The organism is Rhizobium chutanense (genome assembly GCF_002531935.1).
Taxonomy (GTDB): domain Bacteria; phylum Pseudomonadota; class Alphaproteobacteria; order Rhizobiales; family Rhizobiaceae; genus Rhizobium; species Rhizobium chutanense.
This window is the reverse complement of record NZ_NWSV01000007.1, coordinates 187218-212069: the sequence shown is the minus strand read 5'-3', so window position 1 is coordinate 212069 and position 24852 is coordinate 187218. Positions and strand designations below refer to the sequence as shown.

The window sequence follows — 24852 nt, the reverse complement described above, 5'->3', positions numbered from 1 at the left end:
ACCTCCGAGTTCGCGCCCCAATTCAGGCAATTTTGTGAACAAACGGCGGCGTGGCCGCGACGTTTTGTCCAAATGAAATCACAGTGTTGTCAACGAAATTGACGTTCACGTTACAGAAGCCGCCTAAGCAAATGGCCGAATGCGGTATCCGCATAAGCATATCATGATGCAATCTGAAATTGTTAACTTTTGGTAATGTTGGCGGATAGGAAAATCGCCGGGAGGTGGGAGGCATCGGCGCCTCCCGCGTGTCTTGTAAATCCATCAGTCCTCGTTCGGGATATGCGCGTCGACGCCGGTCAGCTGCAATTTGTTGCGGACGTGGCGGACGCCATCGACCGAAAGCGCACTGAGTTCGACCTTGCGGGCAATGCCGATCGTTTCCACCGAACCTTCCAGGGTGATCACGTGCCCGTCTGCGTGGACCTCGATACTGTCCATGTCGACCTCGGGGATGTTTTCGAGACGATCGTTCACCCGTGCTTCGAGGTCGTCGCTTTCATCGCGGTCGATCGTGTCGGGGCGCAGCGAATCCTTCAGACGGTTCTCGTTGCCGTCTGCATCCGTGCCGTCGATGCGAAAGCCCTTGTTGGGGTCGCTGTCGAAATTTGCCGCCGTCTCGCCATAGGGGCGGTTGGCCGGGTCGGCGCCGGTGCCGTCGGCATAGGGCCAGCCGTCGTCGAGATTGCGTTCCTCGAGGTCACGATAGTCTTCCTCCCGGGAAAGCTCAGGCTTTTCCCGGCTAAATTGGGTCTTGTCACCGATCCTTGCCATTGCGGTCGCTCCTCGTCTCTTTGCGGAAAACGCTGGGGTTCTTTGCGAGAACGTGGGCAGCGGCGAATGGTTCGGCGCGGGTGGTGCTTTTCCAGCCCTGATTATCGGTTCCGATTGTTAGCTCTGGGCTTTTTCCCATTTTTTTACGAGACGGTCGCGTTTCAGCCGGGAGAGGCGCTGCAGCCAGAAAATGCCGTCGAGCTGGTCGACCTCGTGCTGGATGCAGATGGCGTGGAAACCTTCGGCTGTCTCCTCGTGCACGGTGCCTTCGGCATCCTGGTAACGGAAACGAATTGCGCGCGGGCGTGTGACCTCGTCGGTGGCGCCGGGCATGGAGACGCTGCCTTCGGCGTGGTTCATCGTCTCCTGCGAGAACCAGGTGATCTCCGGGTTGACGTAGAGGCGCACGCCGAAGGCCTTGTCGAGCTCCAGTACCGTCACACGGCTGAGGACGCCGATATGGGCGGCGGTGATGCCGACGCCGGGAGCGGCGCGCATCGTCGCCAGCAGGTCGTCGGCAAGCGCGGCGAGCGACGGGCCGAAGGCTGTCACCGGCGCGCAGACGCTCTTCAGGGCAGGATGCGGATAACGCAGAATCGGACGGATGGGCATGGGGCAGCTTTCTCTGCTTGACCGGGGGTGGCGAAACTATCGCCGGCCGCAGGCATTGTCATCAAGAGGCAGGTTTGCGCCTTTACGGCAAGGATTCTTTGGGCTAGCAGAAGCATGAATTCCGATCGCGGGAGCCTGGGGCGGGATTTGCTTATCTGCTTGTTGACAATGTGTTTTCGCCGGCATTTGCGAGTGCGGCGCTGTAGTCGTTGAAATTCGAACCAGATGCGAGGGCGGCAGATGACGACGACCGACGGGGAAGACCGCATCCGCAGGCGTCCGGACGACGAAGAAGCCGATATTTACGACGAGGACGGCAATGTCCGCAGCGATTTCCTGGCGCTCGTCGGCGCCGCGATCGCCGACCGTGACACGCTGTTCCTGCGCCAGAACGTCGCCCGCCTGCATGAATCCGAAATAGGCGACCTGCTGGAATCGATCCAGCCGGATCAGCGCCTGGCGCTGGTGCGCCTGCTCGGCGAAGATTTCGACATGACGGCGCTGACCGAGGTCGACGAGGCGATTCGCCGCGAGATCGTCGACCAGATGCCGAACGAGCAGATCGCCGCAGCAATCGGCGAGCTCGATTCGGACGACGCCGTCTACATTCTCGAAGATCTCGACAAGGAAGACCGGGAAGAGATTCTCGCGCAGCTGCCGTTCACCGAGCGGGTCAGGCTGCGGCGGGCGCTCGACTATCCCGAAAGCTCGGCCGGGCGCCGCATGCAGACGGAGTTCGTCGCCGTGCCGCCGTTCTGGACGGTGGGACAGACGATCGACTACATGCGCGACGAGGAGGATCTGCCCTATTCCTTCTCGCAGATCTTCGTCATCGATCCGACCTTCAAGCTGCTCGGCGCCGTCGATCTCGACCAGATCCTGCGCACCAAGCGGCAGACGAAGATCGAACAGATTATGCGCGAGACCAACCATCCGGTTCCCGCCGAGATGGACCAGGAGGAGGCGGCCCAGCTCTTCGAGCAGTACGACCTTCTCTCGGCCGCCGTCGTCGACGAAAACGGCCGGCTGGTCGGCGTGCTCACCATCGACGACGTCGTCGACGTCATCCATGAGGAAGCGGACGAGGACATCAAGCGCCTCGGCGGCGTCGGCGACGAAGAACTGTCCGACAATGTGCTGTCGACGGCGCGTTCGCGTTTCCTGTGGCTCTTGATCAATCTCGGCACGGCGATGCTTTCGGCGAGCGTCATCGGCCTGTTCGACGCTTCGATCGAGAAGATGATCGCGCTTGCCGTGCTGATGCCGATCGTCGCCTCGATGGGCGGCAATGCCGGCACGCAGACGATGACGGTGACGGTGCGCGCGCTCGCCACCCGCGATCTCGACATCTACAATGCCGGCCGCATCATCCGCAGGGAGGCGGGCGTCGGCATCCTCAACGGCGTCGTCTTCGCGACGATCATGGGTGCGATCGCCGGCATCTGGTTCCACGACTACCAGCTCGGCGGGGTGATCGCGGCGGCGATGATCATCAATCTGATGGCGGCAGCCCTTGCCGGCATCCTGCTGCCGCTGCTGCTCGACAAGGTAGGCGCCGACCCGGCGATCGCCTCCTCCGTCTTCGTCACGACGGTGACGGACTGTACCGGCTTCTTCGCCTTTCTCGGCATTGCCACATGGTGGTTCGGCATCTGACTGGGTGCGAAATTGACTATTACGTAAAAGTCAATATTATTGCCGGTTCATGACGGGGAAGGCATGCCGGTGAACAAATTTTATAGCATAACGGAGCTGACGCGCGAATTCGGTGTCTCCACGCGCACGCTGCGCTTCTACGAGGACGAGGGACTGATCCATCCGGAGCGGCGAGGGCGGACCCGTCTCTTCCGCCAGGCCGACCGCCGGCTGATCGGCGAAATTCTCCGCGGCCGGCGCATCGGCTTCACCATCGCAGAGATTCGCGAGATCATCCAGGTCTACAAGGAGCCGCCGGGTGAGCTCGGGCAGCTGAAGCTCCTGATGAAGCGCGTCGATGAGAAGCGCGAGGACCTGCGGCAGAAGCGCAAGGATATCGACGACACGCTGACGGAACTCGACAATATCGAAGAGGCCTGCCTCGGCCGCCTCGCCGAAATCGGTGTCACCACCTGAGGATTAGGCTTATTGCGCCTCGGCGCTGCACTCGGCGGCAATCGTCTGGACCCGCTCGTCCGTCTCGATATTGATCGCGCCTGCCTGCAGCGGCGTGAACAGGGCTTGCGCCTGTAATTTCTCCAGCGTGCATTGGCAGAAGCTGCGGCAGAGCGCTTCGCCTTGCTGCATGACGCAGGCGGAGTTGCATTGCCTTAGGTAAGTCGCGACCGGATCCGCCGCCTGCGGCGGGATGACGAGGGAAAGCCCGTAGGCGATGCCGATCAACACCGGCTGGTGAATGAGGTAGAAGGCAAGGCTGTGGCGGCCGAGCCTGGCCGGCCACCAGGAATCGGTGCCGATGGCGGCAAGCCGATGCGGCAGCCTGGTTCTGATCGCGATCAAGGCGAAGCTTAATCCGGCGAAAAAGGGCGTTGCCCAGGGAAACAGCGGCACATAATCGTTGGACCGTTCCGGCATCGCGGCAAGGCCGATCCAGGCGAGATATCTCGGATCGAAAAAGGATGACCGAATGAGGCCGGGTGGACCGAAATTATCGGTCAGCCAGGCGGCAAGGAGCACAAGCGTTGTGATCAGCGTGACGACGAGCGGCAACCTCAAGAAAACGACGCCGATCAGTGTCAGCACCGCGATGCAATGCAGGATACCGAAATAGATCCACTCGTTCGGCATCACGATCCGCGTGGCGATCGAGATGACGGCGGCTGCCGCGGCGATCATGCCGAAACGCTTCCAGAACGAGGGCCAGCGGATCTCCGGGGTGCTCGACAGCACGAGGCTGATACCGACGATGAACAGAAACGTCGTGGCGATCGCCCGGGCGTAGATTTTCAGCCAGCCGGTCTCGGCCGTGCCGGCTGTGAGATAGCCCATGAACTCCATATCCCAGCTGAAATGGTAGGTCGCCATGGCGATCAGCGCGACACCGCGCGCCGTGTCCAACAGGCCGATGCGCGGCGGTCTGGCCGCCGCATCGGCTTCGATTGCCGGCAATGTCATCAAAGTCCCTCGGGCAAATCAGCTCCGTCGCTCGACGGCATGTCGTGGCGAATAGCAGAAAGGTGAAGATTTGATGGCGGGCCGGCGTCCATGATCGCCAGTCGCGCCTGCGAGAAGAACTGCCGCCGCGTCAGCACGAAGATGACCATCGCCGTCGTCAGCATGAAGACATAGGGGTTGATGAACCAGCCGAGATAACCGATCGACAGGAAGATCGCCCTGAGCCCCTCGTTGAAATTGCTGCCGGCAATGACATTCATGCGGATAACGCGTTCAGCGGCCCGTTCGGCGGCGATGACGTCGCGCTCGGTATCGCGCAGCATCGGGATCGAGCCGAACAGGATAGTGCAGTAATTGAACAGCCGGTAAGACCAGCCGAATTTGAAGAAGGCATAGCCGAAAAGCGCCGCCAGCCCGCCGACCTTCATCTCGAAAACGGCATGGCCGCTGTGAAAGACGAAGGGCAGGTCGGCGAAGACGGCGTCGACCTTCTCCGTCGCTCCGAGCAGCGCGAAGCAGCTGCCGATCGCGAAGATCGAGGTCGACGCGAAAAAGGCGGTGCCGTTCTGCAGGCCGGCCATGATCTGCGTGTCGATCATCTTCAGGTCGCGGCGCAGCGAATTGTAGATCCATTCCCGCCGCCGTTCGATCATCGCATGGGTGAGGCTGGTACGTCCGAAGAAGGTGCGGCCATGCAGCAGCCAGGAATAGCCCATCCAGACACAGGCAAAGAAGGCCAGAGCGATATAGTCCGCCGTCGTCATCAGTGATTCAGTCTCCGCATGAAGTGCGGCCACCTTACATATGCATTGAAATGCTGCAATGATTGGTAAGGTCGGCCTGATCGTTTTAGTGTTCAGCCACAATGTCGCACCGGCTGCATGCGATGTCGGTGGCTCGCACGGATGGAAAACCGGCGTCGCTTAAGTTTGTATCCTTGTAATCAGAAGGCGCATCCATGTTTCTCTCGGTATTCGATGTCTTCAAGATCGGTGTCGGGCCGTCGAGTTCGCACACGATGGGTCCGATGTCGGCCGCCAATCGGTTTCTCGAACTGATCCTGTCGAACGACTGGCCGCGCCCATCGTCGGGTGCTGAGGTCGTCGCGATCAAGGTCAGCCTGCACGGCTCGCTTGCCCATACCGGTATCGGCCATGGCACGGGCAGGGCGGTCATTCTCGGCCTGATGGGCGAGGCGCCCGACAGCGTCGATCCCGACAGGATGGACGGCATCGTCGATACGGTCGAGCGCACCGGCCGCATCACGCCGCAAGGGCATCCCGGCTATCAGTTCCAGCCAAAGACCGATCTGATTTTCGACAAGAAACAGCCGCTGCCCGGCCATGCCAACGGCATGTCCTTTTCCGCCTTCGACAGGGATGGCCGGCTGCTCCTCAAGCGCATCTATTATTCGGTCGGCGGCGGCTTCGTCGTCACCGACACCGAGCTGGAGCAGATGCGGGCGAAGAAGAACGCGGCCGGCAGCACGCGCGTGCCCTATCCCTTCTCGACCGCCCGGCAGATGCTCGACATGGCGGAGCGCTCGGGGCTGTCGATCGCGCAGATGAAGCGGGCGAACGAGGAGAGCCAGCGCAGCCCGGAGGAACTCGACCAGGGACTCGACCGCATCTGGGAAGCGATGCGCTCCTGCATCGAGCGCGGCCTCAAGGTCGAGGGCATCATGCCGGGCGGCCTCAACGTCAAGCGTCGCGCCCGCAGGATTCACGACAAGCTGGAGGAGGAGTGGCGCAGCAACCGCGTCAACCCGCTGCTCGCCAACGACTGGCTCTCCGTCTATGCGATGGCCGTCAACGAAGAGAATGCCGCCGGCGGGCGCGTCGTCACGGCGCCGACCAACGGCGCGGCCGGCGTCATTCCGGCGACGATCCGCTATTACGAGCATTTCCATGAGGACTGGGATCAGAACGGCATCCGCGATTATCTGCTGACGGCCGCGGCCATCGGCGGCATCATCAAACACAATGCCTCGATCTCGGGCGCCGAAGTCGGCTGTCAGGGCGAAGTCGGCTCGGCGGCGGCGATGGCGGCCGCAGGCCTTGCCGCCGTCATGGGCGGCACGCCAGAGCAGATCGAGAACGCTGCCGAGATCGCGCTCGAGCACCATCTCGGCATGACCTGCGATCCGGTCGCCGGCCTGGTGCAGGTTCCCTGCATCGAGCGCAACGCGCTCGGCGCCGTCAAGGCGGTCACCGCGGCATCCCTCGCCGTCAAGGGCGACGGCCAGCATTTCGTGCCGCTCGACGCCTGCATCGAGACGATGCGCCAGACCGGCCACGACATGAGCGAGAAGTATAAGGAAACCTCAACCGGCGGCCTGGCCGTCAACGTGGTCGAATGCTGAGTTTGTGGACTCCTGATGGTTGCCGCTTGACGCCCGCTGCCAAAAGGATTTCAACGGCGGCATGGCATTGCATCTCATCAAACTCTGTGTCGGCGCCGACTCGATAGACGATCTGCGCGAATGGGTGGCGGAACGCTCGCTCAGCGCCATCGCCGCCGGGCTTGAGCCGCACTCCGTGCACACGACGCGCATGGTGCCGAAACGCATGGAGGAGCTGCTGGACGGCGGCTCGCTCTATTGGGTGATCAAGGGGCAGGTGCAGGCGCGCCAAAAGCTGCTCGGCATCGAAACTTTCACCGACGGCGAGGGCATTTCGCGGTGCCGCCTGATGCTCGGCCCTGAAGTCATTGAGACGGCTGTGCAGCCGAAGCGTCCATTCCAGGGCTGGCGTTATTATACCGAGGACGACGTGCCGCGCGACCTGACAAGCCTCGGAGCCGGTATTGTCGAAATGCCCGCGGACCTTCGCCGCGAGCTCACCGAGCTCGGCCTGCTCTAAGGCGCATCGCGATCAGAGCGGACCTCTGCCGGTCAGCGCAGGCGCAGATGCACCGGCACGCTGCCGTCCTGCGAGATGACATGCAGGTGAATGCGGGCTTCGGGCTGGGAATAACGCCAGGCGCGGGCACCGTGGCAAAGCAGCAGATTGATGAGATCCCTGGTCTTAGGAGACTTCGGCTTCGGCCGCTGGAGGCCGATCTCGGCCAGGCGCATGGCCGCCTCGTGCAACGGATGCAGAGGAGAGCGGCCCTTGGCCGTCATGCGGCGGTCTGAAGGCATTCCCGGAACATTCTCATTGATCGCCATTGTTTTCCCCGTACGCAATACTGATCGAGTTCAAGAACGGTGGCCGGAAACGCAAACACCGATTCCGGCCGTTACCGACGCCGCCGGCCATCTCGCAGGCAGCATCGAATAGCTCATTGGGCGGCCGCCCAGCACTTGACGCCGGCCTTCTTCAAGGCCTTGCAGGCATTGACCGCATCGCGCTGGTCATCGAAACCGCCGAAGCGGGCGCGATAGAGCTGGTCACCACCGGCACCGTAGGCGACGGCGAAAGGCTTTGCCGAGGCCAAGGCTTTGCCGCCCTTGCTCTTGGCGCTATCGAGAAGGTCCATGGCCATCTGCCGGCTCGGCGAGACGCCGACCTGCACGACCCAGCCGGCCGGGCCATTGCCACCCGAAGCGGCGCCAGCAGAAGCAGGGCTGGTCGAGGCCGTCGTGACGTTATCGACGCCGGCATCGTCTTGTTCCGACGGCTTCGGTGCGGGCACCGATGCCTGTTGCTTGAAGGTCGTGGTCTTGACCTTGGTCGGCGCCTGCATCGGCTGTGCGACCAGCGGATTGTCGGACTTCGACTGCGCGGTCTCGGCATAGGCGACCTCGGTCTCGGCCACCTCGCGCGCATCCGGCAGCGGGCCTTTGTGTGGCAGGCTGAGATCGGCGACGGCTGCCGGAACCGGCTGCTGCGCCGCGGTAATCGTCTTTGCCATTTGCGGCTGGGTCTTCGGCTGGACCTTCTGCGGCTCGACCGGCGCCGGTGTCTCGATCATAGCAGGGGCAGGGGCCGCCTGGGCGATCAGTGCCGACGATCCGCCGCGGCTTGAGGCCTTCGGCAGGTAGGCGGCGATCAGATTGCGCATCTGGGCATCACGAGCTGGCCCCGAAGCGCCGCCGAGCACAACGCCGACAATCGACTTGCCGTCCAGCTGCACCGAGCTCACCAGATTGAAACCGGCAGCCCTGGTATAACCGGTCTTGATACCGTCGACGCCGCGCACCGAACCGACCAGGCGGTTATGGCTGCGAATCGTGCGGGTGCCGAACTTGAAGGCGCGGGTGGAGAAATAGCCGTAATATTGCGGGAAATGCTGGCGAAGAGCGATACCGAGGCGGGCCTGATCGCGCGCCGTCGTCATCTGCGCCGTATTCGGCAGGCCGTTGGCATTGCGATAGGTCGTGCGCGTCATGCCGAGTGCATGCGCCTTGGCGGTCATCAGCTGGGCAAAGCGATCCTCGCTGCCGCCGCCGAGCATTTCGCCGAGCGCGGTTGCGGCATCATTGGCCGACAGGGTGACGAGGCCGAGAATGCCTTGCTCGACGGTGATCGTGCCGCCGGCGCGAACGCCGAGCTTGGTCGGCGCCTGAGCTGCCGCATGGGCGGAGAAGGGAACCTGCGTATCCAGGCGGATGCGACCCTGCTCCAGCGCCTCGAAGGTCATATAGAGGGTCATCATCTTGGTCAGCGAGGCGGGATATTGCAGCCGGTCGGCATTCTCACTGTAGAGAACATTGCCGGTCTTGGCGTCGACGACGATGCCTGCATATTTCGAATTCGCCGCTTCCGCTTCGGCACTTACCGAATCGACCAGGACGATCGTGACGGCCACCGAAAGGATCGCCAGCAGCTTTGCGATAAAACTGCCGGATCGGGACGATGATACGGAGGAGACTGACCTTGACACTATTCCACTCTTCGCTTTGCATTTCAGATAGTTGGCGCTTCAGATATTCGGCCGGAACCGCACACCTCCCGCCGCACAGCTCGTCTTTCAAATCTACCGATTGGGCGTTACCAATCCGTTTATGATGAATCGTTTATTTCGCTGTCCGGGGAGCATTTTAGGGACTTGTTGCAGAACGGTTCATAAGACGCGCTTCCACAAAGGTGCGGATAGCGGCATCAATATGTTCCCAGTCGTCGAGATGGCTGCTGGAGAAACGGTAGAGAACGCTGAGATCGTTGCCGACTTTGATATCGCGCTGGCAATCTCCGCTTGCCGCCTTGTCCGGGGCTGAAGGCAACATGCAGCGCACGACATAATCCGGGCCGCCTTTGACGGGCGCCGTCAGCAGCACCTCGTCGCCGTAACCGGCGTCGGCGCGCAGACGATGCAGCGTCAGACCGTTGCCGAAAGTCTCGGCCGCTCCTTCGAGCAGATGCGAATAGATCGGCTCCAGCCGGCCCGACATATCGCGCGACATGGTGCTCTGGGTGAGTTGCAGGAAAATCAGGCCGGAGGATTGGGCGACATCGTCGAATCGGAGATGGTTTTCCTTGCCGTAGCCCTGCATTTCAGGCCAGGCGAGGTAGAGATCGACGCGCTCAGCCGCGCCTTCATGCCTCTGGCTCGGGAAGCGGATGGCATTCTCGGGGAACTTCACGCTGTCGCGGCCGATCGTCACTGAAATTTCAGCGGTACTGTCCGTGTTGCCGGCAAGCGAGATATGTCGCCCGAACCAACGCCCGCCGATGCTGATGGCAACGGTCAGCACCGCAAGGACGGTGATAACAGCCATGGTGCGGAGGAGAAACCCCATGGAAAAAAGCGGCTGCTCGTCGGATGCGCTGTGCACGGCATGGCTCATGGCGGTTCTTCGCGTTTCGGCCGCGGGAACATGGACCGCCGATGCCGATGGTGAATCTGATCGGCATGATCAGACCGGCATGGTTAACAATTTACTAAGGCGCATCACATCGAACGCGATTCATCCGAGGTGTTTTAGCGCTTTGTTTTCATGCATGTCGTCCTCCCGGGCCGTTGCACATCTGGGGCGACAGGCATTGCGATTTGAAGGGGGGGACGAAGGCTTGTCCCAAAAGAAAACGAGCCGTTCCCGGGACAGCGGGAACGGCTCTTGGGCGCCGGTCGGGGACGGAATGCGGGGACTGACCGGGCCGCAGGCTGCCGGCATGGGGCCGGCAGGCTGTTCTTACTTGACGCTACCAACCGCGACGGCGCGGCCATCCTGAAGCTTCGACCAGCGGGCCGGATCGTCGGCGGACTGGCGCTTCAGATAGGTGTATTCGGTATCCGACCACAGCAGCACCTTGTTGCGCATGTTGTCGAGGATGAAGTCGCCGTGATCGGTGCGGACCGTCAGCACGGCATGGCCTTCGCCGTTCGGCTGCAACACGACCGTCATCAGCGTGTCCGAGGGCGAGAAGCCATCCTCGATCAGCATCTTGCGCTTCAGCAGGGCATAGTCCTCGCAGTCGCCGACGGTTGTGGGATAGGCCCAGTGTTCTTCGACGCCGTAGATCTGTTCATCCGTCTCCGGCTGAATCGTCGAATTGACCGTGTAATTGACCTTGAGAATTTCCTTCCAGCGCTCCTCGGTGAGGATAGCCGGTCCGGCATCGCCGCCGACTTCGACACATTCCTTCGGGTTCGCCTTGCAGAATTCATAGTGTCCGATCGGCGGGCTGGCATTGCCTGCGAGCGCCATGCTGGCGGGCGTCGCCTGTCCCGAACCCGCCATTGCCATGGTGATGATACCGGCCAGCAGGCCGCCTTTCAGGATATTCGCACTTGTCATTGCCGTCTCCCCGTAAGTTGAGGCGACAATCGCACAGACGTTTTTATCTCACGCAAAATTACGCAATAGAATTAAAGGCTTAGTTGATTCAAATGCAGATAAAACCTGACTAAAAACCAAGTCGAATGCGACTAAAATTTGATGCGGATTTGGCTCGAAATCGATTAAAAATGTAATTTGCGCAACAAGGCTTTCGGCCGCAGAAAGGTTACGGTGCCGTCCCGGCGTTAAGGGTTTTCGGTGAGCCGGGTAAAGTCCGATGTGCTTGGGCGGCGCGCGGAAGGCTGGCGATACAGGCCGGCCTCGGCCGATTTGGCCGCTTCAAAAGCGGAATAACGCTCAGATCCGCGTTTCCGGCGGCAAATTATTTTTGAAGAAAATTGCGAAATCGATCGGTGGCGGCGACGATCGCCGCACTCATGTGGGGATTGGCGGTGGAATGGGCGGCATGCGGCAGGCTTTGGAGTTCGCTTTGCGGCCATGCGCGCGCAAGTTCCCAGGCGGTGACAAGCGGCGCCTCGATGTCGAGCCTTCCCTGTAGCAGGATGGCGGGAATGCCGGCCAGTCGCGCGGCGTTCTTCAAAAGCTGGCCATCTTCCAGCCAGGCGCCATGGGTGAAATAATGGGTGATGATGCGGGCGCGGGTCAGCAGATAGGCCGGATCGGCCCAGCGGCTGGGCAAGCCTTGAGGGTCGGCGAGCAGGATCGAAGCCGCCTCCCAGTCATGCCAGTCGCGCGCCGCCTTCAGCCGCGTTTCCGGGCTGGGGTCGTTGAGCAGACGATGATAGGCTGCCACCATGTCCCGATTTGGCTTCTGGCTGCCTGCGGCAGCTCCCTGCTGGAAACGGTACCATTCTTCCGGAAAGAGCGGCGCCATGCCGCGATAGAGCCAGTCGACTTCCGATCGCCTTGTGGTGGTCACGCCTGCGATGACGATTGCGGCGACGCGCTCGGGATGGGTTTCGGCATAAGCGAGCGCCAGGGTCGATGCCGAAGAAGAGCCGCAGCCGCTCGACATCCGCAACGAGATGCCAGGTGGTGTTGCGGGAGAGATCGGTTTGCGGATCGGCAGCACTCGGCAGACTGCGGCCGCAGTTGCGCTGATCGAACAGGATGATTCGGTAGGCATCGGGATCGAAATGGCGGCGCGCCGTCGTCGAACAGCCGGAGCCCGGCCCGCCATGCAGCACCAGCGCCGGCCGGCCCGCCGGATTGTCACAGCTCTCCCAATAGATCAGATTGCCATCGCCCGTATCGAGCAGGCCATGATCATAGGGTTCGATTTCCGGATAAAGAGCTGACATCGGTGCGCCTGCGGTCGAGGCGGGCTTTATCCATCATATCCATGACGAAGGGAAGACGGCGGGCATACGACCTGTGTCGCAGGCTGTTCCACTCATAATATTACTATCGACTGGCTGGAACGACTTGCGACAGAATTTGAGCCTGCTTTCCGAAGCCAGATCGGTCGCCGCTTGCAGATCGCTCGCCGTGACGCTCAAGCGGTTTCAAGATGACCTGACCGGGTGTGTGCCGGACCTGGCAAGCGCAGCGTGATCGGCAGCCAGTCAGAGGAATTCGCGCAGCGTCTCGCGGGACTGGATCGACAGGAATTCGATCGCCACGCCTTCGACGAAATGGCGCACGACGCGGCCGCGCATGTTGCCGAGGCGCACTGCCGTTCCGATCGAGGGGCGCATCTCGACATCGACGGCGGCGCCCGACAGCGAAAGGTCCATGATGCGGCAGGAATAACGTGTGCCGTCCTCGAGCGTCAGCTCGGTCTTCGTGTCGCGCGGCGTCAGACGGTCATGGCGACGATCTTCCGGCAGGCCGAGTTCGTGCTTGTTGGCAAGCCAGGTGAGCTGGGCGGCGAGCTTCTCGCGCTTGCGCTCGGTGGCATTGATCGACATGGCGAAGCCGCGGCCATCGAGCGTCTGCACATAACCTTCGACGCGGCCGAGATGGTCGATATAGGCGACGACGCGTTCGTTGGCACGTGGCCGGCCGGAGCAGGTGACGTACATGTCGCCGGGCGACATGTCGATCACCATGCATTCGAACTCCTCGTAATTCGCAAGCATCAGCCGGCCCTGCATATTGATCGGCACGCGCTGGAAAACGCCCTGTTCAGGGCGCGGCGCAGGTCGTTGCGTCTGAGCTGGCTGGAACGAGTGCATCAAAAGGCTTCTTCATCAAGATCGCAGAGACCGATCTTTACCTGCAATCCATTAACAGAAGGTTGTTTTGCCTCATTTGGACATAGCCGAAAACGAGTGTGTGCGATGTCCTGAAACGAAACGGTCAGTGCGCCTCCGCACTCAGCAGCTGAGACACCATGCGGCGCATGACCTGGCCGAAACCGACGCTTTTGCCGGCGACGATTTCGTTGATGGGGCGCAGGTCGGCCGGCGTGCCCGTGCCGAATTTTCCGGGCAGCAGGCGGCTGCGGTCGAGCGCCAGGAATTCGAGCGGTACAATCTCCAGCCAACTCGCTGACGCGGTCGGTGCGATCGCGCCGAGCAGCCGGTCGCAGGCGCCGTGCGGCGAGCGCAGCGGCATCATGATGATCTCGAAGGAGGCCTGATGACCGACGGTGCTGTAGCCGGTCGCATTGAACAGAGCCGGCATGGCATGGTCCATCACGCCCATCGCCGTACGTTCGATATCCGCGTCCTGGCCGTTTGCCCAAAGCGAGGAGAAACGTTCGCCGCGCAGATCCCGGCCGAACAGATCGCAAATGCGGGTGCCGGCAAGCCGGAAACCGATGTTTCCTGGCTCTCGCGTCTCGAGGATGAACAGGCTTTGCAGCAGATGGGGGACGGCGGAGGGTTCGACCTGCGATTTCAGCGGCGCATCGGCTGCGCCGCGGATACGGTTCCAGTAGTCAAAAATCTCTATGGTCGTTTGTACACGCATCTTACACCAACCTGTCCCATTCCGGATCATTTTCGGGCAGTCATTGCCCGTACAGGCTCTACCTTGCGGATTTCATGCCAAACCGCGGCTGTTAAGGTTAAGAAACGGTTTCGGTTGAGGTGCAGTGCCCGTCGTGACACTGTCCTTTCATCGCTTCGACTTTCGAAGTTCAGCACAACCTGCGGGGTCCAGGTCTTTCCAGGAACTCCGGTCACGCCGTCCGGCACTTCGGACGGCTTTTTTTTTGACAGGTGCTCCTGTATGGCTGTGGCCTCAACGAGGCGATATCGAAATGAACGAGCAGACGGCCGAGCCGCATAAGGCGCCCGAGCCTCCCGAGGTCCAGCCGCCGGCAAAGCCGCCGCGGGTACCGGTCTTCAACCTTCCGCCGGCACTATTCTTCAGCCTTTGCCTGCTCGCCGCCATATATGCGGTGCAGGCGCTCGTGCTCTCCGACGCTGCGGTGAACTGGCTGCTCAACACCTTCGGCTTTAGTCCCCACGATTACGTGGTCCCGCTGTCGCAGCAGGGGCCGGAGCTGTTCTGGACGCCCGTCACCTATTCGCTGCTGCACGGCAGTATCCAGCATATCGTCTTCAACGCCTTCTGGCTGATGGCCTTCGGCGCGCCGGTCGTGCGCCGCATCGGGACGCTGCGTTTCGTGCTCTTCTGGGTTTTTTCAGCCGTCGCGTCCGCTGCCCTGCATGCGGTCCTGAACTGGGGGGATGTGACGCTGCTGATCGGTGCGTCTGGCGTCATCTCCGGGCTGATGGGTGCTGCCTGCCGATTCGCCTTTCCGGCCGAACGGCGGCCGATGCTGCCGGCCCATCTCAATGCCCGGCTTACCATCGTCGAGGCGCTGAAGAGCCGGACCGTCGTCATCTTCATGCTGCTCTGGCTGGTCGGCAACGCCCTGATCGCCGTCGGCATTCCGCTCGTCGGCGATAGCGATCAGCCCATCGCCTGGGACGCGCATATCGGCGGGTTCGTCTTCGGCTTCCTGCTGTTTTCGCTGTTCGACCGGGCGCCGCGTCCGCCCGTGATGGAACCTACCGTAACGGATAAGGATCTGTTGCAATCCTGAGCAGGGCAGTGCACGATTGACCTATCCGCGCTGGGGGGAGAAACCGCCGCGGATGCCTGTGACAAGTGTTTCACGGACATAGGAGGTTCGAATGACCGGTTCAGTCAAAGCAATTCTCGACCTGAAGGGCAGGGACGTCGTCACTGCCGGGCCGCATACCACGGTCGCCGAGGCGGCCGTCATCCTGAGCAAGAAGAAGATCGGCGCCATCGTCGTCGTCGGCATGGAGAACCGGATTTCCGGAATGTTCACCGAGCGCGATCTCGTGCATGCCATCGCCAAACATGGCAAGGACGGCCTCGAGCAGTCGCTGGCCCAGGTCATGACGGCAAAGGTCTACCGCTGCCATGAGGAGACGACCGTCAACGAGCTGATGGAGCTCATGACCAGCCGCCGTTTCCGTCACGTGCCTGTCGAAAGCCACGGCAAGCTTGCCGGCATCATCTCGATCGGCGACGTGGTGAAATCACGCATCGCCGAAGTCGAGCGCGAGGCCGAGGAGATCAAGGCCTATATCGCCGGGTGAGATTTTCGCCTGTCTTGTCTGCAGAGGTCATTGTCCAAAGGCATACAGGCTTTTGGACATTGATCAGGGATGGCTGGCGTAGACTTCCTGCATGCGCTTGATTTCGGGGAGCCGGGCTCTGGCTTCCTCGTAGCCGCGTTCGATCGCCTCGCCGGCCCGGTGGAATTCGGAAAGGCCGATATAGCTGAGGCGCGGCTGCAGCGAAATATCGGGCGGGTCGCCGGCAAGGCGAGCGCGGGCGATCCTGTCCTGAATGATGTTGAAGGCCTGCACCATGACGCCGGTCATGCCGAGACGGGCATAGGGCGCCTCTTCCTGCTTCTGCACTTCCTGCGGCGAGAGGCTGGCATTGTGCCGGACGACGGCCGAGCGGCCATAGAGATCGTAGTTGAGATTGACGGCGACGACCAGCGGCTGCTCGTAGGCACGGCAGACGGAGACGGGAACCGGATTGACCAGCGCACCGTCGACCAGCGTGCGGTGGTTGCTGCGCACCGGTTCGAAAATGCCGGGCAGGGCATAGGAGGCCCGTAAAGCCGTAATCAGCAAACCATTGGCGATCCAGACCTCGTGACCGGTGTTGACCTCGGCCGCGACAGCAACGAACGGCCGGTCGAGATCCTCGACATTCAGGCCTTCGAGATGTTCCTGCATGCGCTTGGTCAGCCGCATGCCGCCGAACAGGCCGCTGCCGCCGATGGTGAGATCGAGGAGACTGGCGATCCGGCGCATCGTCAGCGAGCGGGCGAAACTTTCGAGTTCGTCGAGTTTGCCGGCGAGATAGCAGCCGCCGACCAGCGCGCCGATCGAAGTGCCGGCAATCATGCCGATCTCGACTTTTGCCTCGTCGAGGGCGCGCAGCACGCCGATATGGGCCCAGCCGCGGGCCGCACCGCCGCCGAGCGCCAGCGCAATCTTGATTTTCCTGACAGGTGCGGGAGGTGGGAGCATCTCGAGGGTGGTCGACATGCCGGAGCCGGGGCCTTCGCCTTCAGAGCTTTGACGATGCAAATTCCAGCTCAGCATGGCGCTCTCCCCTCGCAGCAGAACATGGTTTCAGATACTGTGCCCGATCAGTTTCCAAATGGTATATAGACGCGGTTTCTGGCGCAATAAGGAGCAAAGCCGCAGATTCGGGCTATTTTCCGTAGACATCTTGCGGATCGAAATGAAGTTCGTCGTCGACGATATCCAGCATCGGCTTTCCGTCCCGAAGCGTGATCGTGCGATAGAAGCAGGAACGCCGGCCGGTGTGACAGGTGGCATCGTGGCCGGCAACCTCGACCTTCAGCCAGATCGCGTCCTGATCGCAATCGGTGCGAATTTCCTTGACCGTCTGGAGATTGCCCGAGGTCTCACCCTTCTTCCAGATCTTGCCGCGCGACCGGCTGAAATAATGGGCCGTGCCGGTCTGGATGGTCAGCGCCAGGGCCTGCGCGTTCATATGCGCCACCATCAGGAGCTCGCCGTCGCCGGCGTCGGTGACGATGGCGGTGATCAGGCCGCGGTCATCGAAACGCGGCGTGAAATCGCCGGCGTCTTCCAACGCCGACTTGTCCTCGGATGGTTGATTGAAGATCAGTTGGTTCATCGCGGCCCTCCTGCGGGAGCCGGTATCAGCGGCTCCGCACCATGGTCATGAAACGGGCCTGATCGGCCGGCTCGGTCTTGAACGTACCCGTAAACGTCGTCGTCAGCGTGGTCGAGCCCTGCTTCTGAACGCCGCGCATCGCCATGCACATATGTTCGGCTTCGATCATCACGGCGACGCCGCGCGGGTTCAGCGTATCGTCGATGGCCCGGGCGATCTGCGCGGTCATCGTTTCCTGCGTCTGCAGGCGACGGCCGTAGATCTCGACGACACGGGCAATCTTCGACAGGCCGAGCACACGGCCATCAGGCATATAAGCGACGTGGGCCTTGCCAATGATCGGCACCATGTGATGTTCGCAATGCGAGTAGAACGGAATGTCTTTGACGAGGACCATATCGTCGTAGCCAGCGACCTCCTCGAAGGTGCGGCCGAGCACGTCTTCCGGCGCCATGTCGTAGCCGGCGAAAAGTTCGCGGTAGGCTTTGGCTACGCGAGCCGGCGTTTCGAGCAGGCCTTCGCGCGTCGGGTCGTCACCGGCCCAGCGCAGCAGGACGCGAACGGCTTCCTCCGCCTCCTGCTGGGAGGGACGATCGGAGTCGCGGTTCGTCTGCGGAAAGTTTTTTACGATGGCGTCCATGAACAATGGTCTCCTGGTCCGCATCGCGGACCGATCTGTCGGAATCGCCACTGGTCAATCCCATGCGGGAATTCATGCACCTTTGGCAGGCTCCGGGGCTTTCGAGGCGTATTCAACACCCGTCCGGCACGGTTTCCCAATCAAACTTACACGAGGCCATTGCATTTTAATGGCCTTCGAACGACATACATATAGGAAGACGGCCATCGTATGTAAGTATCCTCAGATGACACGGTGTGTTTTTTGTTTCAATAACAATAACAGCCCTTATTGAGGCCGATCCGCAGCGATTTTGGAGCGGAAATCCAGCATGGACGACATTTACAACAGCAAGATCCTCGAATTCGCCGGTAATATTCCGTTGACCGGCACGCTTGATGACGCCGATGCGAGCGCCCAGGCCTATTCGAAGCTTTGCGGCTCGAAGGTCAGAATCTGGCTGAAGATGGACGGCGATATCGTGACCGGTTTTGCCCATGAGGTGAAGGCCTGCGCGCTCGGCCAGGCCTCGTCCTCGATCATGGCGCGCCACGTCGTCGGCGCCACCTCGGGCGAATTGCGCCAGGCACGCGAGGACATGCTTGCCATGCTGAAAGCAGACGGGGTGGGGCCTGAAGGCCGGTTCGAAGACATGCGTTATCTCCGGCCGGTACGGGACTACAAGGCCCGCCATGCCTCGACGATGCTGACCTTCGATGCCGTCGTCGATGCGGTCGGGCAGATCGAGGCGAAACGGGCGGAAATTGTCGAGGCGTAACCGAGATGTGCGAGTTCTGCGCCCTGCAGGCAGGCGATGAGGATGACGGCGGTGCCGCCGGACCCGAGAAGTCGCGTGAAAAGGCCGCATACCGCTCCCGCAATTATACAGGTCCTTTCCGCAAGTCCCCCGACCGCCTGCTCGGCATGGGGCTGATCCGCTTCTATCAGCTGACGCTTTCCGGCTTTGTCGGCAATTCCTGCCGCCATATCCCGACCTGCTCCGAATATGGCTACGAGTCGATCGCCCGCCACGGCCTATGGGCAGGCGGCTGGATGACGCTGTTTCGCGTCGGCCGCTGTGGCCCGGGCGGCACCAGCGGCCTCGACCCGGTGCCGGAGATACTCGGCGGTGATTTTCACTGGTGGACCCCGTGGCGGTATTTCTCCCTCGGACGCAAGAGAGGGGGAGCGCCATGACGATGCCTTGCGAATACGCATGCGTGGCGGAGAACCGGGCAGCGACGATGCGCAAGGCACGGTCACCATTCGGTGACCGTGGTTTCGGGTACAGGGCAACCGAGGAGGGCCGGCAGCCGTGAGCATGTTCGTCGCCCTTCTGCACAGCATCGTTCTGACGCCCGATCGCCGCGTCATCATGCAGGATTTGCGGGCACTGGCCGAAGAGCTTGGTTTTCGCGAGCCGCGCACGCTGGTTTCCACCGGCAATCTGGTTTTCGAGGCCGACGATGTGCGGCCGCACGAACTCGAGGTCATGCTGGAAGAGGGCTTCGAAGAAAAATTCGGCAAACATGTCGATATCGTCGTGCGCAGCGACTGTACCTGGATGGCGCTTTGCAGCACCAATCCCTTCAAGGACGGCAATGGTGACCAGGTCATCGTCCGGGTGATGCGCCTGCCGGTCGATCCGAAGAAGGTGGAGGCGCTGAAACCGCTGATGGCGGAGGGGCAGCGCATCGCCGTCGTCGGCGGCGATCTGTGGATCGATTTTGCCGGCAAGCCGAGCCAATCCAAACTGCTTTCGGCGCTGACGACCAAGCGGCTCGGCGTCGGCACGATGCGCAACTGGAACACCGTGTGTGGCCTTGCCGAAATGATCATGTAGGCCGGCTTTTTCTTGACGCGGACGGGAAATGATCCCTCCTCACCGATGCACCGGATTAGGTGCAGGGAGAACACGTCTTCAAAGGTTTTCATCACTTGAGGAAAATTGTACTTGCAGTTGAATAAGTGAGAGATATCACTGCATTTCCTGTCCTGGTTTTTGAAATTCCGTCACTGATGAAACTCTTCAACTTTCTCGCGACCGCGTCGCTTTTTCTCGCCGTCTCCATTACCAATTCTCCCGCAGCTGCTGCAAATGCAGTTGACCCCACATCGGAAGCCAATTGCCGCCATCTGGCGCGTGACGGCGTGGAAATCGACAATCTCGCTTACTGGCGAAATGCGCTTGCCGCCTGCGAAGCCTATTTGCAGGCAGAGCCAGGCTCCATCGACGCCCGTTATTTCTGGCTCGCCAGCAAGTTCAACCTTCAGCAATATGAGCCGGCACTTGCCGGATTCGAGGAGCTGGCGGCCCAGGGGCACGCGCCCTCCATGGATTATCTGGCGGAGGCATCTGCCTACGGTTTCGGGCGTGAGCGCGATTTCAATACGGCGCTCTCCTGGCTGAGAAAGGCAAGAGAAGCAAACGATCCACGCTCCGCCGATTATCTCGGAGAGATGTATAAGCTCGGATGGGGCGTTGCGCAGGACTTCGTCATGGCGCGCTCCTATTTCGAACTTGCCGACCGGTTGGGCTATGTTCCGGCGAAAAGATCTCTTGCCTGGATGTATCTGGACGGGCTCGGTGCTCCGGTCGATGCCGAGCGGGGTTTCGGGCTGCTTTCTGCGGCCGCACAACTTGGTGATGAGAGAGCGACAACGGACCTCGCATTCCTTTACACGATAGGCATTGGAACGGAGAAGAACACCAGCCGCGCCGTTGCCATGCTGGACGACCTCGTGCGGAAGGGTTCCGCCGATGGGATGAGAACGCTTGCTCGATATTATCTGAGAGATGGGGACAAGGCGCAGAAAAAGACGGCGCTCGATCTCCTCGAGAAAGCCGTGGCACTTGGCGACGGCGGTGCGATGCGGACACTGGCAGACATCTACATCGCGGGCAAGGTAACGGAGCGGGACTTCGCGAAGGCAGAGGCCCTGCTGGATCAAGCAATCGCACAAGGGATCGTCGCTGCCTATCGCGGCAAAGCTTTGCTTTTCTGGAAGATGCCCGATCCGCGTTATGGCCAGGCCATGTCCTGGATGAAGGAAGCCGCCTCTCGTGGCGATTCCCGCGCCATGGCGGATGTAGGCGTTATGTATGAAGAAGGCAAAGGTGTGCCGGTGGACGAGCGCGAAGCCCGCATCTGGTATGAAAAATCTGCCAAACTCGGAGATCCCAGCGGTTCCCGCCATTTCGGCCAATCGCTCTATTTTGGAAGAGGCGGTCCTCGCGACATCGAAAATGGCGTGAAATGGCTCGAGAAGTCGGCAGCTGCCGGCGAGACAGACGCCATGCGGGTCCTTGCCTATGGTTACGAAGACGGCAGCGGTCTTCCAAAGGATGCGGTGAAAGCTTTCGAATGGTTCCAGAAGGCGGCGGATGCAGGAGATGCCGACGCATTTCTCGAAGTCGCGGACCGCTCCTATGACGGTTCCGGGACGACTGCTGACGCCCAGAAATCCCTTGTCTGGTATCTCAAGGCGGCCGAAAGTGGTTCGGCCAAAGCCCAGTATTGTGTCGGGCTTTTGTATGAAAGAGGCGAGGGTACGGCTCAGGATTCGAGAGAGGCCGTACACTGGTTCAAGACCGCTGCAGAGAACGGATATATCGAGGCCTTCGCCGAGCTTGGCGAAATGTACGCCAATGATGCCAACCTGCCACGGGACGACGGCAAGTCGATCGGCTATCTGGAAAAAGGCGCGGCCGCCGGTAACGCCACGGCGATGATCCTGCTCGGCATCAAATATGAGGATGGCGATGGGGTAGCCCGCGACTATGCGAAAGCGATCGAGTGGTACGAAGCGGCGGCGAACAAGAAATCTGCCGACGCGATGTACAGGCTCGGGACGCTCTATCGCGGAGCGGATGGAAACCAGAAGGATTTCGGCAAGGCTCTGGAATGGCTGACGAAGGCCGGGGCCTATGGCAATGCGAAAGCGCAATACTCCCTGGGCGATATCTACGAATACGGGCAGGGCGTGCCTATCGATCGCTCCAAGGCGCTCAGCTGGTTCATGATGGCGGCCTTCAAGCAATATCCTGAAGCGATGAACGCCGTCGGCTATTACTACCAGAATGGCATCGGCACCAAAGAGGACCAGACCATCGCCCGCAACTGGTTTCAGAAGGCAGCCGATGCGGGATCTGCGGCCGGCGCTCTTAATCTTGCGTGGTATTACGAGAACGGCAAGGATCAAGATCAGGCTGTCGCATTCCAATATTACAAGAAATCCGCCGAGCTGAATTCGGCCGGCGGCATGTTCGCGCTCGGGCGTTTCTACGACGACGGCCTCGGAATTGCAGTCGACCGGCAAGAGGCCATCAAGTGGTATCTGCGGGCGATGGACGCTGGCTACAATAGAGCCGCCTATCGGCTGGCCTATGCCTACGACGCGACCTTCAGTTCGGATAATGCAGCCGAAAATATCCTTCTGGCAATGCGGCAAGGAGACCGGCAGATTGCCGATGAGTTGAAGGCGTTTTCGCCTTTCACCCGCACGGCGCTGAAAAGAAGCCTGTCACGACGCGGCCTTTACGATGGACCGCTGGACGATGAGATCGACCAGCCCTTGAAATCGGCGCTGAAGAATTACGCGATGAGCTACGGCGGATAGACGCACGACCTCTCTTCGGTGCTCGATCGTCGTGCTTTTCCTTTACTAAGGTGGCAAATATCAGTATCAGGCGGCGTCATCCCGAGGGATGACGCTTCCATTTCAACCACCCGCATTCGTTGGCGGGACTGGACAAGGAGAATTTCGATGTCTGACGCTATTTCCCTGACATTTCCCGATGGTTCGGTGCGCAGCTTTCCGGCCGGCGCGACCGGCAAGGATGTCGCCGAATCCATTTCCAAGTCGCTCGCCAAGAGCGCGGTCGCCATTGCGATCGATGGCACCGTGCAAGACCTTTCCGATGTCGTCACCGATGGCAAGATCGAGATCATCACCCGCAAGGACGGCCGTGCGCTGGAACTCATCCGCCATGACGCCGCACACGTGATGGCCGAAGCCGTGCAGGAGCTTTGGCCCGGCACGCAGGTGACGATCGGCCCGGTCATCGAGAACGGCTTCTATTACGATTTTGCCAAGAACGAGCCGTTCACGCCCGACGATCTGCCCAAGATCGAAAAGAAGATGAAGGAGATCATTGCCCGCAATGCGCCCTTCACCAAGCAGATCTGGTCGCGCGAGAAGGCCAAGGACGTGTTTGCCGCCAAGGGCGAACAATACAAGGTCGAGCTCGTCGATGCTATCCCCGAAGGACAGGATCTGAAGATCTACAATCAGGGCGAATGGTTCGATCTTTGCCGCGGCCCGCACATGGCCTCGACCGGCCAGGTCGGCACCGCCTTCAAGCTGATGAAGGTTGCCGGCGCCTATTGGCGCGGCGACAGCAACAACGCCATGCTGTCGCGTATCTACGGCACGGCATGGGCTGACCAGGCCGATCTCGACAACTATCTGCATATGCTGGCGGAAGCGGAAAAGCGCGACCACCGCAAGCTCGGCCGCGAAATGGACCTGTTCCATTTCCAGGAGGAAGGCCCGGGTGTGGTCTTCTGGCATGGCAAGGGCTGGCGCATCTTCCAGACGCTCGTCGCCTATATGCGCCGCCGGCTCGCCGTCGACTATGAAGAAGTCAACGCGCCGCAGGTGCTCGACACCTCGCTCTGGGAAACCTCGGGACACTGGGGCTGGTATCAGGAAAACATGTTCGCTGTGAAGTCGGCGCATGCGATGACGCATCCCGACGACAAGGAAGCTGATAATCGCGTCTTCGCGCTGAAGCCGATGAACTGCCCCGGCCATGTGCAGATCTTCAAACATGGCCTGAAGTCCTATCGCGAGCTGCCGATCCGCCTGGCGGAATTCGGCCTGGTGCATCGCTACGAGCCTTCGGGCGCGCTGCATGGCCTGATGCGCGTGCGCGGCTTCACGCAGGACGACGCGCACATCTTCTGCACGGACGAGCAGATGGCGGCCGAATGCCTGAAGATCAACGACCTGATCCTGTCGGTCTACGAAGATTTCGGCTTCAAGGAAATCGTCGTCAAGCTTTCCACCCGTCCGGAAAAGCGTGTCGGCTCCGACGCGCTCTGGGACCGTGCGGAAGCCGTCATGACCGAGGTGCTGAAGACGATCGAGGCGCAGTCCGAGGGCCGCATCAAGACCGGCATCCTGCCGGGCGAGGGCGCCTTCTATGGGCCGAAGTTCGAATATACGCTAAAGGACGCGATCGGCCGCGAATGGCAGTGTGGCACGACGCAGGTCGACTTCAATCTGCCGGAACGCTTCGGCGCCTTCTACATCGACAGCAACTCCGAAAAGACGCAGCCGGTGATGATCCACCGCGCCATCTGCGGCTCGATGGAGCGCTTCCTCGGCATCCTGATCGAGAACTTCGCCGGCCACATGCCGCTCTGGGTCTCGCCGCTGCAGGTGGTGGTCGCGACGATCACCTCGGAAGCCGACGCTTACGGGCTCGAGGTGGCCGAGGCGCTGCGCGAGGCCGGTCTCAACGTCGAGACCGATTTCCGCAACGAGAAGATCAACTACAAGGTCCGCGAACACTCGGTCACCAAGGTTCCGGTCATTATCGTCTGCGGCAGGAAGGAAGCCGAAGAGCGCACGGTCAACATCCGCCGCCTGGGCAGCCAGGAGCAGGTTTCGATGGGGCTCGACGCCGCGGTCGAGAGCCTGACCCTCGAGGCGACACCGCCAGATATCCGCCGCAAGGCCGAAGCAAAGAAAGCCAAGGCGGCCTGAAAACCGCCGGGCTCCGACAGCGCCGGCTTCGGCGCTGTCGGAAATCCAATCGAAAATCACAATGTCGTTGTGAGGACCGGAACCGGCATCCCGAGCGGCGTTGAAGGGTTCCCGATCTGCGCCGTCAGGGCTTTCCGGCCGTCTTCTCAGTGACGGCGAA

The 24852-nt window shown here is 61.1% G+C and carries 24 protein-coding genes and 1 pseudogene; 11 read left to right on the top strand and 14 right to left on the bottom strand.

What is annotated here, in order from left to right; genetic code table 11:
• Nucleotides 1-264: 264 nt before the first annotated feature.
• Together CO666_RS14235 and CO666_RS14230 are read right to left on the bottom strand one after the other, a co-directional pair.
• Nucleotides 265-774 (bottom strand): BON domain-containing protein, encoded by a 510-nt coding sequence (locus CO666_RS14235; protein ID WP_097612742.1) that lies wholly within the window; start codon nucleotides 772-774, stop codon nucleotides 265-267.
• Nucleotides 775-891: 117 nt separating this feature from the next.
• Nucleotides 892-1386 (bottom strand): peptide deformylase, encoded by a 495-nt coding sequence (locus tag CO666_RS14230; RefSeq protein WP_097612741.1) that lies wholly within the window; start codon nucleotides 1384-1386, stop codon nucleotides 892-894.
• A 240-nt stretch (nucleotides 1387-1626) separates the two neighbouring features.
• On the opposite strand from CO666_RS14230, the gene mgtE reads away from it, so the two are divergent.
• Together mgtE and CO666_RS14220 are read left to right on the top strand one after the other, a co-directional pair.
• On the top strand, nucleotides 1627-3042 hold the full coding sequence (gene mgtE, locus CO666_RS14225) for a magnesium transporter (protein WP_097612740.1): 1416 nt from the start codon (nucleotides 1627-1629) through the stop codon (nucleotides 3040-3042).
• A 63-nt stretch (nucleotides 3043-3105) separates the two neighbouring features.
• Nucleotides 3106-3498 carry a MerR family transcriptional regulator gene (locus CO666_RS14220; RefSeq protein ID WP_085737334.1) on the top strand — a complete coding sequence of 131 codons (393 nt, stop codon included), beginning with the start codon at nucleotides 3106-3108 and terminating at the stop codon, nucleotides 3496-3498.
• 9 nt (nucleotides 3499-3507) lie between these two features.
• Here CO666_RS14220 and CO666_RS14215 read toward each other — a convergent pair whose 3' ends face one another.
• A complete protein-coding gene (locus CO666_RS14215; RefSeq protein ID WP_097612739.1) occupies nucleotides 3508-4497 on the bottom strand; it encodes a heparan-alpha-glucosaminide N-acetyltransferase in 990 nt (329 codons plus the stop codon).
• Nucleotides 4497-5261: a DUF599 domain-containing protein gene (locus CO666_RS14210; RefSeq protein ID WP_097612738.1), complete on the bottom strand. Its 765-nt coding sequence runs from the start codon at nucleotides 5259-5261 to the stop codon at nucleotides 4497-4499. Before CO666_RS14210 ends, CO666_RS14215 begins: the two co-directional genes overlap by 1 nt.
• A gap of 194 nt (nucleotides 5262-5455) precedes the next feature.
• On the opposite strand from CO666_RS14210, the gene CO666_RS14205 reads away from it, so the two are divergent.
• Nucleotides 5456-6859, top strand: coding sequence for an L-serine ammonia-lyase (locus tag CO666_RS14205; RefSeq protein WP_097612737.1), 1404 nt, complete (start codon nucleotides 5456-5458; stop codon nucleotides 6857-6859).
• Between the two features lie 61 nt (nucleotides 6860-6920).
• Nucleotides 6921-7358 carry a DUF1489 family protein gene (locus CO666_RS14200; protein WP_085738944.1) on the top strand — a complete coding sequence of 146 codons (438 nt, stop codon included), beginning with the start codon at nucleotides 6921-6923 and terminating at the stop codon, nucleotides 7356-7358.
• Nucleotides 7359-7390: 32 nt separating this feature from the next.
• Here CO666_RS14200 and CO666_RS14195 read toward each other — a convergent pair whose 3' ends face one another.
• The 7 genes and pseudogenes from CO666_RS14195 to CO666_RS14165 all read right to left on the bottom strand — a co-directional run bounded on the left by CO666_RS14195 (nucleotide 7391) and on the right by CO666_RS14165 (nucleotide 14128).
• The gene (locus CO666_RS14195; protein ID WP_097612736.1) at nucleotides 7391-7666 is read right to left on the bottom strand and encodes a hypothetical protein; all 276 of its coding nucleotides are present in this window, start codon (nucleotides 7664-7666) and stop codon (nucleotides 7391-7393) included.
• Between the two features lie 113 nt (nucleotides 7667-7779).
• Nucleotides 7780-9324, bottom strand: a complete 1545-nt coding sequence (locus CO666_RS14190) for a D-alanyl-D-alanine carboxypeptidase (RefSeq protein ID WP_097612735.1) — start codon at nucleotides 9322-9324, stop codon at nucleotides 7780-7782.
• A 157-nt stretch (nucleotides 9325-9481) separates the two neighbouring features.
• Complete coding sequence (locus tag CO666_RS14185) at nucleotides 9482-10228, bottom strand: hypothetical protein (protein ID WP_097612734.1); 747 nt, start codon at nucleotides 10226-10228, stop codon at nucleotides 9482-9484.
• Between the two features lie 345 nt (nucleotides 10229-10573).
• Nucleotides 10574-11179, bottom strand: coding sequence for a transglutaminase-like cysteine peptidase (locus tag CO666_RS14180; RefSeq protein ID WP_085737327.1), 606 nt, complete (start codon nucleotides 11177-11179; stop codon nucleotides 10574-10576).
• A gap of 364 nt (nucleotides 11180-11543) precedes the next feature.
• A pseudogene (pip, locus tag CO666_RS14175) lies at nucleotides 11544-12483 on the bottom strand (prolyl aminopeptidase).
• Nucleotides 12484-12747: 264 nt separating this feature from the next.
• Entirely contained in the window at nucleotides 12748-13359 is a 612-nt protein-coding gene (locus tag CO666_RS14170) for a PilZ domain-containing protein (protein WP_097612733.1), read from the bottom strand.
• Between the two features lie 124 nt (nucleotides 13360-13483).
• Nucleotides 13484-14128 carry a PAS domain-containing protein gene (locus CO666_RS14165; RefSeq protein WP_179869684.1) on the bottom strand — a complete coding sequence of 215 codons (645 nt, stop codon included), beginning with the start codon at nucleotides 14126-14128 and terminating at the stop codon, nucleotides 13484-13486.
• Between the two features lie 262 nt (nucleotides 14129-14390).
• Between CO666_RS14165 and CO666_RS14160 the strand changes: the two genes are divergently transcribed.
• The gene (locus CO666_RS14160) at nucleotides 14391-15182 is read left to right on the top strand and encodes a rhomboid family intramembrane serine protease (RefSeq protein WP_097612731.1); all 792 of its coding nucleotides are present in this window, start codon (nucleotides 14391-14393) and stop codon (nucleotides 15180-15182) included.
• A 91-nt stretch (nucleotides 15183-15273) separates the two neighbouring features.
• Nucleotides 15274-15708 (top strand): CBS domain-containing protein, encoded by a 435-nt coding sequence (locus tag CO666_RS14155; RefSeq protein WP_097612730.1) that lies wholly within the window; start codon nucleotides 15274-15276, stop codon nucleotides 15706-15708.
• A gap of 63 nt (nucleotides 15709-15771) precedes the next feature.
• Here the strand turns inward: CO666_RS14155 and CO666_RS14150 are convergent, their stop codons facing one another.
• The 3 genes from CO666_RS14150 to folE all read right to left on the bottom strand — a co-directional run bounded on the left by CO666_RS14150 (nucleotide 15772) and on the right by folE (nucleotide 17939).
• Nucleotides 15772-16734: a patatin-like phospholipase family protein gene (locus CO666_RS14150; RefSeq protein ID WP_097612729.1), complete on the bottom strand. Its 963-nt coding sequence runs from the start codon at nucleotides 16732-16734 to the stop codon at nucleotides 15772-15774.
• Nucleotides 16735-16846: 112 nt separating this feature from the next.
• A complete protein-coding gene (hisI, locus tag CO666_RS14145) occupies nucleotides 16847-17299 on the bottom strand; it encodes a phosphoribosyl-AMP cyclohydrolase (protein ID WP_097612728.1) in 453 nt (150 codons plus the stop codon).
• A 25-nt stretch (nucleotides 17300-17324) separates the two neighbouring features.
• On the bottom strand, nucleotides 17325-17939 hold the full coding sequence (folE, locus tag CO666_RS14140) for a GTP cyclohydrolase I FolE (protein ID WP_097612727.1): 615 nt from the start codon (nucleotides 17937-17939) through the stop codon (nucleotides 17325-17327).
• A 310-nt stretch (nucleotides 17940-18249) separates the two neighbouring features.
• On the opposite strand from folE, the gene CO666_RS14135 reads away from it, so the two are divergent.
• The 5 genes from CO666_RS14135 (at nucleotide 18250) to thrS (ending at nucleotide 24692) form a co-directional block, all read left to right on the top strand.
• The gene (locus tag CO666_RS14135; protein ID WP_097612726.1) at nucleotides 18250-18696 is read left to right on the top strand and encodes an iron-sulfur cluster assembly scaffold protein; all 447 of its coding nucleotides are present in this window, start codon (nucleotides 18250-18252) and stop codon (nucleotides 18694-18696) included.
• 5 nt (nucleotides 18697-18701) lie between these two features.
• Nucleotides 18702-19115 (top strand): membrane protein insertion efficiency factor YidD, encoded by a 414-nt coding sequence (gene yidD, locus CO666_RS14130; RefSeq protein ID WP_097612725.1) that lies wholly within the window; start codon nucleotides 18702-18704, stop codon nucleotides 19113-19115.
• Nucleotides 19116-19233: 118 nt separating this feature from the next.
• A complete protein-coding gene (locus CO666_RS14125; RefSeq protein WP_097612724.1) occupies nucleotides 19234-19761 on the top strand; it encodes a DUF1697 domain-containing protein in 528 nt (175 codons plus the stop codon).
• A 176-nt stretch (nucleotides 19762-19937) separates the two neighbouring features.
• Complete coding sequence (locus tag CO666_RS14120) at nucleotides 19938-22538, top strand: tetratricopeptide repeat protein (protein ID WP_097612723.1); 2601 nt, start codon at nucleotides 19938-19940, stop codon at nucleotides 22536-22538.
• 147 nt (nucleotides 22539-22685) lie between these two features.
• Nucleotides 22686-24692: a threonine--tRNA ligase gene (thrS, locus tag CO666_RS14115; RefSeq protein WP_097612722.1), complete on the top strand. Its 2007-nt coding sequence runs from the start codon at nucleotides 22686-22688 to the stop codon at nucleotides 24690-24692.
• Nucleotides 24693-24852: the final 160 nt, after the last annotated feature.